At 60.4% G+C, this 12,819-nt stretch carries 12 protein-coding genes; 4 read left to right on the top strand and 8 right to left on the bottom strand.

The window, feature by feature from the left end; all coding sequences use genetic code 11:
* Positions 1-192: 192 nt before the first annotated feature.
* Positions 193-2,619 carry a TonB-dependent receptor gene (locus tag HNQ83_RS14275; protein WP_175389554.1) on the top strand — a complete coding sequence of 809 codons (2,427 nt, stop codon included), beginning with the start codon at positions 193-195 and terminating at the stop codon, positions 2,617-2,619.
* Positions 2,620-2,736: 117 nt separating this feature from the next.
* Here the strand turns inward: HNQ83_RS14275 and HNQ83_RS14280 are convergent, their stop codons facing one another.
* Complete coding sequence (locus HNQ83_RS14280; RefSeq protein ID WP_175389555.1) at positions 2,737-3,612, bottom strand: helix-turn-helix domain-containing protein; 876 nt, start codon at positions 3,610-3,612, stop codon at positions 2,737-2,739.
* Between the two features lie 138 nt (positions 3,613-3,750).
* On the opposite strand from HNQ83_RS14280, the gene HNQ83_RS14285 reads away from it, so the two are divergent.
* A complete protein-coding gene (locus tag HNQ83_RS14285; RefSeq protein WP_175389556.1) occupies positions 3,751-4,653 on the top strand; it encodes a DMT family transporter in 903 nt (300 codons plus the stop codon).
* Between the two features lie 12 nt (positions 4,654-4,665).
* Here the strand turns inward: HNQ83_RS14285 and HNQ83_RS14290 are convergent, their stop codons facing one another.
* Positions 4,666-5,175 (bottom strand): DUF2165 domain-containing protein, encoded by a 510-nt coding sequence (locus tag HNQ83_RS14290; protein ID WP_175389557.1) that lies wholly within the window; start codon positions 5,173-5,175, stop codon positions 4,666-4,668.
* 202 nt (positions 5,176-5,377) lie between these two features.
* Positions 5,378-6,352, bottom strand: coding sequence for a D-glycerate dehydrogenase (locus HNQ83_RS14295; RefSeq protein WP_175389558.1), 975 nt, complete (start codon positions 6,350-6,352; stop codon positions 5,378-5,380).
* Between the two features lie 165 nt (positions 6,353-6,517).
* On the opposite strand from HNQ83_RS14295, the gene HNQ83_RS14300 reads away from it, so the two are divergent.
* Positions 6,518-6,775 carry a hypothetical protein gene (locus HNQ83_RS14300; RefSeq protein WP_175389559.1) on the top strand — a complete coding sequence of 86 codons (258 nt, stop codon included), beginning with the start codon at positions 6,518-6,520 and terminating at the stop codon, positions 6,773-6,775.
* Positions 6,776-6,929: 154 nt separating this feature from the next.
* On the opposite strand, the gene HNQ83_RS14305 is transcribed toward HNQ83_RS14300, so the two are convergent.
* The 5 genes from HNQ83_RS14305 to norR all read right to left on the bottom strand — a co-directional run bounded on the left by HNQ83_RS14305 (position 6,930) and on the right by norR (position 11,377).
* A complete protein-coding gene (locus HNQ83_RS14305) occupies positions 6,930-7,679 on the bottom strand; it encodes a YkgJ family cysteine cluster protein (RefSeq protein ID WP_175389560.1) in 750 nt (249 codons plus the stop codon).
* Positions 7,680-7,762: 83 nt separating this feature from the next.
* Positions 7,763-8,089, bottom strand: a complete 327-nt coding sequence (locus tag HNQ83_RS14310; RefSeq protein WP_175389561.1) for a hypothetical protein — start codon at positions 8,087-8,089, stop codon at positions 7,763-7,765.
* Between the two features lie 150 nt (positions 8,090-8,239).
* Positions 8,240-8,698, bottom strand: a complete 459-nt coding sequence (locus HNQ83_RS14315; protein ID WP_175389582.1) for an N-acetyltransferase — start codon at positions 8,696-8,698, stop codon at positions 8,240-8,242.
* 27 nt (positions 8,699-8,725) lie between these two features.
* Entirely contained in the window at positions 8,726-9,628 is a 903-nt protein-coding gene (locus tag HNQ83_RS14320) for a chemotaxis protein CheV (RefSeq protein ID WP_175389562.1), read from the bottom strand.
* 198 nt (positions 9,629-9,826) lie between these two features.
* On the bottom strand, positions 9,827-11,377 hold the full coding sequence (gene norR, locus HNQ83_RS14325; RefSeq protein WP_175389563.1) for a nitric oxide reductase transcriptional regulator NorR: 1,551 nt from the start codon (positions 11,375-11,377) through the stop codon (positions 9,827-9,829).
* Between the two features lie 155 nt (positions 11,378-11,532).
* Between norR and hmpA the strand changes: the two genes are divergently transcribed.
* Positions 11,533-12,714, top strand: coding sequence for an NO-inducible flavohemoprotein (hmpA, locus tag HNQ83_RS14330; protein ID WP_175389564.1), 1,182 nt, complete (start codon positions 11,533-11,535; stop codon positions 12,712-12,714).
* The last annotated feature ends 105 nt before the right edge of the window (positions 12,715-12,819 follow it).

Raw genomic sequence — 12,819 nt, forward strand, 5'->3', positions numbered from 1 at the left:
TCGCTCCCACATTTTGGAATGCGTTTCCCTTGTGGGAGCGAGCCTGCTCGCGAAAGGGCCAGATCAGACACCCCATTCATCTGAGCAAAAATATTTTCAACTTTCTGCTGAGGTAAAACCGAACGCCATCCGTGTAGTGACTGAAACTGCGAGTCATTCGCATCAGTTGTGGTTCTACACAGGTCATGAGTCATGAAGTCCAGGGCAAAATCGGGTTCGGTCAAACAATGGTTGGGTGCTTCTGCGTTGAGTTTTTCGGCGCTGGCGTTGCTGCCGCTGAGCGTGGCGATGGCTGCGGATACCAGCGCCCAGCAAGGTGCGCAGTTCAGCTTTTCGATGGCCGCCAAACCGCTGCCCCAGGCCTTGAGCGAATTCAGTCGGGTGACGGGCATCAGTGTCGTCTACACCGATGAGGCGCCCTACGGTCTTAACGCGCCGGCCGTAAATGGCCAGATGAGCGCCGAACAGGCGCTGCAACGGTTGCTCAGCGGCTCGGGCTTCACCTTCCGCCGTACCGACGGCCACACCATGGCGCTGGAACCGCTGCCCACCGAAGGCGCCTTGAACCTGGGCGCGACCACCATTACCTCGGTGATGGATCAATCCACCAGCTACCAGCCACCGCCCACCAGTTCGGTCATGCGCACCTCGGCGCCGCTTCAGGAAATCCCGCAGACCGTCAACGTGGTGGCGGCGCAGGTCATTCGTGATCAGGCACCGCGCAATCTGGATGACGCCCTGGCCAACGTCAGCGGCATCACCCAGGGCAACACGCTGGGCAGTACCCAGGATTCGGTGATGACCCGCGGCTTTGGCGACAACCGCAACGGGTCGATCATGCGCGACGGCATGCCGATCGTGCAGGGTCGTGGCATGAACGCCACGGTGGACCGGGTCGAAGTGCTCAAGGGGCCGGCCTCGCTGCTCTACGGGATTCAGGACCCGGGCGGCGTGGTGAACATGGTCAGCAAAAAGCCCGAGCTTGAGCAGTACAACGCCTTGACCCTGCGCGGCTCGACCTATGGCGAAGGCAAGAACGGTAGCGGCGGCACCTTTGACAGCACCGGCGCCCTCGGCACTTCCGGGTTGGCCTATCGCATGGTGCTGGACCACGAAGACGAGGATTACTGGCGCAACTACGGCGTGCATCGCGAAACATTGGTCGCCCCCTCGCTGGCCTGGTTCGGCGAAAGCACCAAGCTGTTGTTCGCCTACGAACATCGTGAGTTCCTGACCCCGTTCGACCGTGGCACGGTGATCGACCCCCGTGACAACCATCCGCTGGACATCTCCCGGGAGCGTCGGCTCGACGAACCTTTCAACAACATGGAAGGGCGCTCGGACCTCTATCACTTCGAAGCCGATCACGAACTCAACGACAACTGGAACGCCCACTTCGGCTACAGCTGGAACCGCGAAACCTACGACGCCAGCCAGGTGCGCGTGACGGCCATCGACACCAACAAGGGCACACTGACCCGCAGCATGGACGGCACGCAGAATGCGATCAGTACCGACCGTTTCACCACGGCGAGCCTGGAAGGCAACGTCAACCTTCTGGGTATGCGTCACGATCTGGTGTTTGGCATCGATGACGAGTACCGCAAGATCTACCGTGAAGACCTGATCCGGCAGAAGAGCCTGACCACCTTCAGCTACCTCAATCCGGTGTATGGCCGTGAAGTCGAAGGCACCACCGTCAGCCCGGCCGACAGTGCGCAAACCGATAAACTGCGCAGCGACTCGATCTTCCTGCAAGACTCCATTCACCTCACCGACCAGTGGATTCTGGTGGCGGGCGGACGATTCCAGGAGTACGACCAGTACGCCGGCAAAGGCGTGCCGTTCCACGCCAACACCGACAGCAACGGGCAGAAATGGGTGCCGCGCGCGGGCCTGGTGTATCGCTACACCGATGCGCTGTCGTTCTACGGCAGCTATACCGAATCGTTCAAACCCAACTCGACCATCGCGCCTTTGAGCGGCAGCAGCGTCGTGCTCGACGGCAGCGTTGCGCCGGAAGAGGCCAAGTCCTGGGAAATCGGCGCCAAGCTCGATCTGCCGGGGCGCGTGACGGGCAACGTGGCCCTGTTCGACATCAAGAAACGCAACGTGCTGATCGCCAACTCCGAAGGCCCGGTAACGATCTACAGCGCCGCCGGTGAAGTGCGTTCCCGTGGTCTGGAGGTGGATGTGAGCGGTCAGCTCAGCGACCGCTGGAGCCTGATCGGCAGCTATGCCTACACCGATGCCGAGGTCACCGAAGACCCGGATTACAAAGGCAAGAAATTGCAGAACGTGGCGAAGAACAGTGGCTCGCTGTCGGCGGTGTATGACTTCGGCAGGATTATCGGCGGCGATCAGCTGCGGGTCGGTGCGGGAGCACGTTACGTCGGGGAGCGGGCGGGTAACGCGGTGAATGATTTCGAGTTGCCGAGCTACACCGTCGCCGATGCGTTCGCCACCTACGACACCCAGCTGGACGGGCAGAAGGTCAAGTTCCAGCTCAACGTGAAGAATCTGTTCGACCGCACGTACTACACCTCGGCGGCGAGTCGGTTCTTTGTGTCGATGGGGGATTCGCGGCAGGTGATCTTGTCGAGCACTTTGGAATTCTGACGGTATACCGCGTCATCGTTCTTCGCGAGCAGGCTCGCTCCCACAGTGGGATCGCGTAAACCTGTGGGAGCGAGCCTGCTCGCGAAGACGGCCTGACAGGCGCCGAAAAACTTGGGACTAGCGCAAAAACGCCTGCCGATACTCCCCCGGCGTCCCACCCAGGCTTTGCCGGAATCGATTGGTAAAATGACTGGCACTGGCAAACCCGCAAGCCAGTGCAATGTCCCCCAATGGCTGGGATGTCGAGCGCAGCAACTCCCGCGCCCGACTCAACCGCCGCGCCAGTACGTACTGATGCGGCGGCAAGCCGAAGCTTTCGCGGAACATCCGCGCGAAGTGGTATTCCGACAGCGCGCACAACGCCGCGAGTTGTCCCAGGCTGATGGCATCGGCCAAGTGACCGTCGATGTACTCCACCAGCAGCCGTCGTTGATGCGCCGCCAAACCACCCTTCAGACGCAGGCCCGGCCGATGGCTGACCTGACTGAGCAGGGCATGGCTGAGCAACTCGTGGGCCAGGCTGCTGGTGAGCAGGCGTTCACCCGGTTCGTCCCAGTTAAGGGCGATCAACTGGCGAAAACGCGACGCCTGCTGCGGGTCTTCCAGAAAGGTTCGCTCGCGCAGCTGCAATTCCCGAGGTTCGCGATCGAGCAACGTGACGCAGCCGAGGGCAAATTGTTCGGGGCTGAAATACAGGTGTGCCAGGCGAATGTCCCCGTTGATGACCCAGCCGGACTGATGATCGGCCGGCAGGATGCACAGCTTGTCCGGGCCGCCCTTGGTGCCGGGCTGGTCGCGACGAAAGGTGCCGGTGCCGCCGGCGATGTAGCACGACAACGTGTGGTGGCTCGGCGCTTCGTAGTCCTGGGCGTCGTGATGGTTGCTCCACAAGGCTGCAGAGAGGCCGTCACCGAGCTCGGCGCTGTGCTCCAGGCGAGCATTGGGCGAGCGGTTGAGGGCTTGAAAGACTTGTAGGGTTTCCAGTGCAGCCATGATCAGTTATCTCCAACGCCTTGCATCCTACTCCGTAGCGGTTCGCCTGCCAGCCAGCCCTGCGACAAAAGCGCAAGTTTATGCAAGTGCGCCAGGGCGCGGCGCAGGACACTGGGCCCCTATCGAGGAGCCTTTGCCATGAACCTTTCTTTGTATCTGTTGACTGTGCTGATCTGGGGCACCACCTGGATTGCCCTCAAGTGGCAACTGGGCGTGGTGGCGATTCCCGTGTCGATCGTCTATCGCTTCGGCCTCGCCGCGTTGGTGCTGTTTGCGATGTTGCTGCTCAGTCGCAAACTGCAAGTGATGAATCGGCGCGGGCATCTGATCTGCCTGGCACAGGGCTTGTGCCTGTTTTGCGTCAACTTCATGTGTTTCCTGACCGCCAGTCAGTGGATCCCCAGCGGCCTGGTTGCCGTGGTGTTTTCCACTGCCACGCTGTGGAACGCCCTCAATGCGCGGGTGTTCTTCGGTCAGAAAATCGCCCGCAATGTGCTGATGGGCGGCGCGCTGGGCCTGCTTGGCTTGGGCCTGCTGTTCTGGCCCGAGCTGGTTGGCCACACCGCCAGCCCGCAAACCTTGCTCGGCCTGGGCCTGGCGCTGTGCGGCACCTTGTGTTTCTCGGCGGGCAACATGCTGTCGAGCCTGCAACAGAAAGCCGGCCTCAAGCCACTGACGACCAATGCGTGGGGCATGGCTTATGGTGCCGCGATGTTAACGGTGTGGTGTCTGGTCAAGGGCATCCCGTTCGACATGGAATGGAATGCGCGCTACATCGGTTCGCTGCTTTACCTGGTGATTCCTGGCTCGGTGATCGGTTTCACCGCCTACCTGACACTGGTTGGTCGCATGGGGCCGGAACGCGCAGCCTATTGCACCGTGCTGTTTCCGGTGGTGGCGCTGAATGTCTCGGCATTTGCCGAAGGCTACCAATGGACCCCTCCGGCGCTGATGGGGTTGGTCATGGTCATGTTGGGTAACGTGCTGGTGTTTCGCAAACCCGGCTCAAGTGTGAAGCCGGTGGCGGGAAAGTTGGCATGAGGAAAGGACTGTTCAATTGTCCTTCGCCACTAAGAGATATATGAGGCCGAGGAACATGTATTCAATGTTGGTTCTTGCCCACTCAAATGCATTGCGTTGGGCGGAATACTCCATATCGAACCATTCGTTAAGGATGATGACATATAAGGTCTGGTATACGAAAAGTGCGGTGCTGAAACCAATAATGGCGAACTTCTTGGCTTCATGGAACTCACGGCGTGGTGCGGTGAGTTTCCGATAGAGCTGATAAGTCCCTACCAGGAAACTGAAGGTGAAAATGATCTCGAGCGTGATGATTGCCCAGTAAAAGCGGTGATGAAAAATCGTGGAAGTGATGGCCCGGTAACGCCGGGAATCGTTGCCGACGGTATCGCTCATGCTGAGTATTCGCCCGATGTAGTCGGAGTACGCCGCGTAGTCGGTGAAGTTGTTGACGAGTGTCATGAGCCCGAACAGTGCCGCCATCAAGACAATCAACACTTTGCTCCGCCTGATGACACCGGCGGTGGTGAAGTTATTCATGCAGATATTCTCCGAATGCACGATCGGTGCTTTTGTTTGTCGGAGTTTATAGGCGTTTGTTGTAAGCCAGCCGAAGACTGAGTTGCAAGTTATGTCTTTGTTAATGTTTAAACGAGGTTATTAGGGACTTGTTACTTGAGGCTGGTGGATATCGTCGAGGGGTATACAAGCGGCACGTCGTACAAGACGTGCCGCGCTTCAATCAACCCTTCCAGACTTGCGGGTTGATCAGGTCCTGCGGTCGCTCGCCCAGCAAGGCACTGCGCAAGTTGCTCAGGGCACGGTTGGCCATCGCGTCGCGGGTTTCCTGGGTGGCCGAGCCGATGTGCGGCAAGGTCACGGCGTTTTGCAGTTGGAACAGCGGCGATTCGGCCAGCGGTTCTTTCTCGTACACATCCAGCCCGGCACCGCGAATCTGCTTGTTTTGCAGCGCTTCGATCAGCGCCGGTTCGTCTACCACAGGGCCGCGCGAGATGTTAATGAGGATGGCGCTCGACTTCATCAGCCCCAGTTCGCGATGGCTGATCAGGTGTTTGGTCTTTTCGCTGAGTGGCACCACCAGGCACACGAAGTCGGCTTCGGCCAGCAGTTGATCCAGGCTGCGGTATTGCGCACCGAGCTCCTGTTCCAGCGCGGTCTTGCGACTGTTGCCGCTATAGATGACCGGCATGTTGAAGCCCAGGCGGCCACGACGGGCAATGGCGGCACCGATGTTGCCCATGCCCACGATGCCCAGGGTCTTGCCATGAACATCGCAACCGAACAGCGGCGCGCCGACAGTGGCTTGCCATTGACCGGCCTTGGTCCAGGCATCGAGTTCGGCCACGCGTCGGGCACTGCTCATCAACAGGGCGAAGGCCAGGTCGGCGGTACTTTCGGTGAGCACGTCCGGTGTGTTGGTCAGCATGATCCCGCGTTCGTTGAAGTACGCGACGTCATAGTTGTCGTAGCCCACCGAGACGCTTGAAACGACTTCCAGTTTGGCGGCGTTCTCCAGTTGTGCGCGACCGAGTTTTCGGCCGACGCCGATCAAGCCGTGGGCATGGGGCAGGGCTTCGTTGAACTGGGCATTGATGTCGCCGTTTTTCGGATTCGGCACGATGACGTCGAAATCCTGTTGCAGGCGTTCAACCATTTCAGGCGTGACACGGCTGAAGGCGAGGACGGTTTTTTTCATGGATGCTGGCTCGTCGGGCGGTGGACAATGCTGAGCACGCTAACATTCTTCCCGGGATTTGTGCGAGTCGCTTAACAGCAGCTTGCGGCGCTTCATCCAGTTATACTGCCGCCTTTCGCGGCTCGCTGACCGGGCCCGCCACATTACGCACCACCCGGAGCTTTCATGACTTCCCCGAAACAACCGCCGGTCGCCGACGTTTTGAGCGACGAGCAGGCAGCGCTGCCAGACAGTGTCGACTCCAGCACCGACGGCGAAACCAACGCCGCGATCCCGGCGTTCAAGTTCCCTTTCAAGCCGGGTGAGCTGGCCGCCGCCAAAGGCTCCAATCAGCCGTGGTACAAGAATGGCGCCAAGAACGGGCATACCAAGACGCCGGGCATGGCACCGCCGGGGACTCGGCGGTCGATGGGTAAGCGTTAAGCCTTTGATTCTGCGGTGATGGTGCTGCCGTCATCGCGGGCAAGCCCGCTCCCACAGTGGATCTGTGTTGCACATGGAATCTGTGTTCACTGAAGACCCCTGTGGGAGCGAGCCTGCTCGCGAAGAGGCCATCACAGGCAACACACCGCTTTGATCAAGCCGCCCGCAACGAAATAAACCCATAGTTCACAGGCGCCTCTGTCACCACCTGCGCGCCGGCCGCCACAACCTGACCGGCGACGTCCTCTCCCGACACATGAAACAGCCATTCGCTGCTCCACTGCGGCAATGTCTGCCCATTCAATTCATCGAAGATCGTGGCGAACTCATTCATGTCCGGCAGGTAGGCAGTAAACCCATCGCCCTTCAACGCCGTGGTCCGAATCCCCAACAGCGCACAAATCGCATCTTTCATCAGAATGTCGTCGCGATCCGCCTGACGGGAACGCTGGATCAATTCCGACAACTCACTATCAACCAGTGCACCGCCGACAATCAGATCAGGCCCTTTTTCCCACGACTCCGGCGGACATTCTTTCAAAGCGATGTTCAGGGGGATGTGCGGATTGATTTCCATCGGGTAGATGCGGCACACCAGCGGCCGGCGTTCGTAGATGCGACAGAGGTTGTTCTCGTCAAGATTCCGGCAAGCACCGGCATTGTAGGCGGCAAAGGTGATGGCGACGTAGGCTTCGGCATCGGCGCTGCGCACCACCGCCGAACGACGCTGGGCATGTTCACGTTGCTGTGCCGGCAGACCCAGGCCGTTGCTCAGGAAGGCCTCCACCAGCACGATCACCTGACCGCCGTCAGCGGCCCACATGCGGGCCTCGGGCAGGGTCAGGGAAACATGGTGATCATTGCAGCATTTGCCACAGCCTACGCAGGAAAACGTCGTATTCATTGTGCGGTCAGTCGCATCCGGGGGCATGAGTCGGCGACAGAATGCCGCCGCAAAGACCACCGTCGAAGCAAGTTATGCGCCACTCACTGCGCCTTGGCATCCGCTCGGATCGAGTCCCATTCGGTGACGAAGGCGGTTTTGCTCTTTTTGTTGTAGAGACACAGCTCGGTGCCTGGCGCGCCTTTCATGTGTTTTTGCGGGTACTGGCCTTGCAGCAGGAGAGCGGTGTAGCCGACACGGTCATCGAACTGCGCGGTATTACCGACCGGTTTGGCATTCTTCAGGCCGCTGGCCTTGGTGCAGCTGGCGAGCACGGTTTTGTCGTAGGCAGCCCAGGCGTCGGGGCTGGAGGCGTTGGCCTGGAAGGTGAGGGCGGTGAGGCAGAGGAGGGTCAGGGTCGCGACTTTCATGGTTCAGGGATCCTTGGGCGGTTGTTGGCCAAGGTGGGAGTATGCCTTATGGTTGGATGGCGTTTGTGTAGGCCTCTTCGCGAGCAGGCTCGCTCCCACAAGGGGGCTCGGTCCAAATGTGGGAGCGAGCCTGCTCGCGAAAGCGGTAGATCAGGCAGGCACCAATTCCCGGCGGACCGCATACATCCCGACACTCTCATACAACCGTCGCGCCCGCAGGTTGTCCTCCAATACCTTCAAATCCACAAAGCCTTCCCGACGTTGCTGAAACACTTTGAAAGCATGCATCAACAACGCACGGCCCAGGCCCTGATGTCGAGCCCGCGGGTGCACCACCAGGTTCTTGATATAGGCACTCGTCCAGCACTGACAAACAGCCACCACGCCTTCGGCATCCTGGAGAACGAAACACAGGTCGGGATCGTATTCAGGATCGGTCTCGAACTGCCGTTGCCACAGCGCCAACGCTGGTACACGTCCACCACCCTCGCGATAACCAAGCTCCATCAAATGATGCACGGACGCCGCGAGTTCCGGGTGGTAATGGGTCAATTGGATACCGGTTGGCCAGCCGATGGCCGGCACCCCCTGCGAGAGATCGCGCCGCATCAACCAGCAATAGTCTTCGGCCAAGACTCAATGACCCTGTTCGGCCACAGCCTTGGCCGCGTCGATCAGGCATTTGGTCAGTTCCGGCGAAGAGAACTTGGTCAGCACCCCGTTTGCACCGGCCAGACGGGCCTTCTCGCTGTTCATCGCGCTGTCCAGCGAGGTGTGCAGCAGCACATAGAGATGCGCGAAATCCGGGGTTTCGCGCAAGGTGCGGGTGAAGGCGTAGCCGTCCATCTCGGACATTTCGATGTCGGAGACGATGAGGTTGATCTGCTGGGCGGTGCCTTGCAGGTCCAGCAGGCAATCGATGGCTTCCTTGGCACTGCGCGCCGTGTGGCATTGCAGGCCGAGGTTGCGCAGGGTGTGCACCGATTGCTGCAAGGCCACCTGGCTGTCATCGACCACCAGAATTCGCGCGTTGCCCAGCACTTCAGCATCTTCCATGCTGAGTTCGGTCGGCGCCGTTTCAATTTGTACCGGGGCGATGCCGTGGATGACCTTTTCGATGTCCAGCACTTGCACCAAGGTGCCATCGACCGAGGTCACACCGGTGATGTACGCGCGCGCGCCGCCAGAGCCGAAGGGCGGCGGACGGATGTCGGTGGTCAGGCAGTGGACGATCTTGCTCACCGCCTGGACGTGCAAGCCCTGCTTGGAGCGACTGACGTCAGTGACGATCAGGCAGCCACCGTTCGGATCTTCCAGGGGGCGCTCGCCGATGGCGCGACTGAGATCGATCACCGACAGCGAGGCACCGCGCAAGGTGGCGATGCCTTTTACGTGGGGGTGCGACTCCGGCAGCCTGGTCAGCGGCGGGCAGGGAATGATTTCGCTGACCTTGAGCAGGTTGATCGCCATCAACTTGCCACTGCGCAAGGTGAACAGCAGAAGCGAAAGTGAATCTGCGCGGGCTTTGGTGGTGGACATAAGAACCTTCTTTGGAAAAAGGTGATGGGCAATCGCGTGGATCGCCAACAGCTATCGATGCCGGGTTATCGACTTGTTGGGGGCAGGCTTTAACTTATCGGTTAAACGGTAGTCCGCCTTCGCGAGCAGGCTCGCTCCCACAGGATTTGTGAACACTTCCAATCCATTGTGGGAGCGAGCCTGCTCGCGAAGGGGCCCTCACTTCATGCCCAGTCTCTTTGCCATTCTGCCCAGATTCGCCCGGTCCAATCCCAACTCCCGGGCCGCACTGGCCCAATTGTTGTGATGCCGTTCCAGGCACGCCCCAATCAACTGGCGCTGATAGTTCTCGGTGGCCTCGCGCAGATCCCCGGTCACCAGCGCCACGGCGGTGGCCGCGGGTTGCTCGGCGACGATGTCGACGCTGCCATTGGGCAGGTCCAGGTCGGCGGCGCTCAGGCTGAGAATTTTCGGCCGTTCCTTGCAATTGCCCAGCGCCTTCAATGCGCTGCGGCCGATCAAGTGTTCCAGCTCCCGCACGTTGCCGGGCCAGTCGTAGGCCAGCAACGCCACCTGGGCGTCGCTGCTCAGGCGCAGGCTGTTGAGGCCCATGCGCGAGCGATTCTGCTCCAGGAAGTAGCCGCTGAGCAGCAGTACATCGCGGCCACGGTCACGCAGCGCCGGGACTAATAAAGGATAAACACTGAGGCGGTGATAGAAGTCGGCGCGGTAACGGCCACTGCGGACCTCTTCCGCCAGATCGCGGTTGGTCGCCGCGATCAGCCGCACGTCAACCTGATGCTCCTTGTCCGAGCCCAGGCGTTGCAACTGACCGCTTTGCAGCACCCGCAGCAATTTGGCCTGCACCGTCAGTGACAGTTCGCCGACTTCATCGAGAAACAGCGTGCCGCCATTGGCCAGTTCAAACTTGCCGCGTCGATCATTGAGCGCTCCGGTGAAGGCGCCGCGCACATGGCCGAACAACTCGCTCTCCACCAGCGTGTCGGGCAACGCGGCGCAGTTGAGGCTGATGATCGGCTTGTCCGCCCGGGGCGAGGCGGCGTGGATGGCCTGGGCTACCAGCTCCTTGCCGACCCCGGTTTCCCCGGTGATCAGTACGGTCAGGTCGCTGCCGCCCACCAGATTGATTTCTTCCACCAGCCGTTTGTGCGCCTTGCTCTGGCCAATCATTTCGCGGCTTTGCTGGCCGCTGGCCTGGCGGTAGACCTCGGCGCGCTGGTGTTCGTCTTCGACGCGATTGTTCAGGCGTTCGATGCGCTCGGCGGCATTGACCGTCGCGGCGGCGAGGCTGGCGAAGGCTTCCAGGGCATCCAGTTCAATCGGCTCGAATCGCTGCGGATCGAGGGCGTCCAGGGTCAGCAAGCCCCATGGGCGCTCGTCGATGAACAGCGGGCAACCCATGCAATCGTGGACTTCCAGGTGGTCATCGAGGCCATCGACCAGACCGTCATAAGGGTCGGGCATGTCGCTGTCGGCGGCGAAACGGGTCGGGCCGTGGCTGCTGAGCAACGCTTCGAAACGGGGGTGTTCGCCGACCTTGAAACGTCGACCAAGGGTGTCGGTACTCAGGCCATCGACGGCCAGCGGCACCAGCCATTCGCCATCGAGGCGCAGCAGGGCGGCGGCATCGCAGGGCAGCAGGGCGCGCATGGCTTCAAGCAAGCGCCGATAACGCTCCCCTTCGGGGAGTTCGCGGGACAGGTCCGAGACCAGGGGCAGCAGGGCGGTAAGCAGGGATTTTGCAGTCATAGTGACTCCATGTAGTCGGTGTGACTATAAAGCAACCTGTGTCGATATGACTATCGTATTGTTAACTTGTTGATTTTAAACGAAATTAAACTTGGCACGGAACCTGATAAGTATAGGGCAATAGTTAAGAAACCCCGTTGCTCAGGAGTCACTTTATGCTTAGCGTCCAAGACCGTGCCATCGTCAAATCCACCGTGCCGCTGCTGGAAAGCGGTGGCGAAGCCCTGATCACTCATTTCTACCGGATGATGCTGTCCGAGTACCCGGAAGTCCGCCCGCTGTTCAACCAGGCCCACCAGGCCACCGGTGACCAGCCGCGTGCATTGGCCAACGGCGTGCTGATGTATGCGCGTCACATCGACCAGCTCGACCAGTTGGGCGACCTGGTGGCCAAGATCATCAACAAGCACGTGGCCCTGCAGATTCTGCCGGAACACTACCCGATTGTCGGCACCTGCCTGCTGCGTGCCATCGCCGAAGTATTGGGCGAAGAAATCGCCACCCCGGAAGTGATTGCGGCATGGGGCGCGGCTTACGGTCAACTGGCGGACATCCTGATCGGTGCCGAAACCAGCATCTACGACCAGAAGGAGCAGGCTCCCGGCGGCTGGCGCGGGGCGCGGGAATTCATCGTGGCGGCCAAAGTCGAGGAAAGCGCGGAAATCACCTCGTTCTACTTCGAACCGGTCGACAAAGGCCTGATTCTGGCGGCAGAGCCCGGTCAGTACATCGGCATGAAACTGATCCTCGATGGTGAGGAAATCCGTCGCAACTATTCGCTGTCGGCCCTGGCCAACAAAGGTCAGTACCGCATCAGCGTCAAGCGTGAAGAAGGCGGTCGTGCCTCCAACCACCTGCATGATCAACTGCACGTGGGTTCGAGCATCCAGCTGTTCCCGCCATCGGGCGAGTTCACCCTGACCGCCAGCGACAAACCGCTGGTGCTGATCAGCGGCGGCGTCGGCATCACCCCGACCCTGGCGATGCTCGAAGCGGCGCTGGAAACCAAGCGGCCAGTGCACTTCATCCACTGCGCGCGCAACGGCAGCGTCCATGCGTTCCGCGACTGGATCGACGGCTTGGCTGAGCGTCATCCGCAACTCAAGCGTTTCTACTGCTATGCCGAAGACGACGGTGTGAGCCCGGCGGCCCACAAGGTCGGCCTGTTGAGCCAGGAGCAATTGGGCGAATGGCTGCCTGCCGAGCGCGACGTGGATGCTTACTTCCTGGGGCCAAAAGGCTTCATGGCAGCGATCAAGCGTCACCTCAAGGCGCTGGGTGTGCCTGAAAAGCAAAGCCGTTACGAGTTCTTTGGGCCGGCTTCGGCGCTGGAGTAAACATCAGCGGCGACTCGGGAGACCGAGTCGCCCTCTTCGCGAGCAGGCTCGCTCCCACAAGGGATCTTCAGCGAACACAGGCGTTGTGCCTGGCGCAGATCCACT

The organism is Pseudomonas sp. C2B4, assembly GCF_013359695.1.
Taxonomy (GTDB): domain Bacteria; phylum Pseudomonadota; class Gammaproteobacteria; order Pseudomonadales; family Pseudomonadaceae; genus Aquipseudomonas.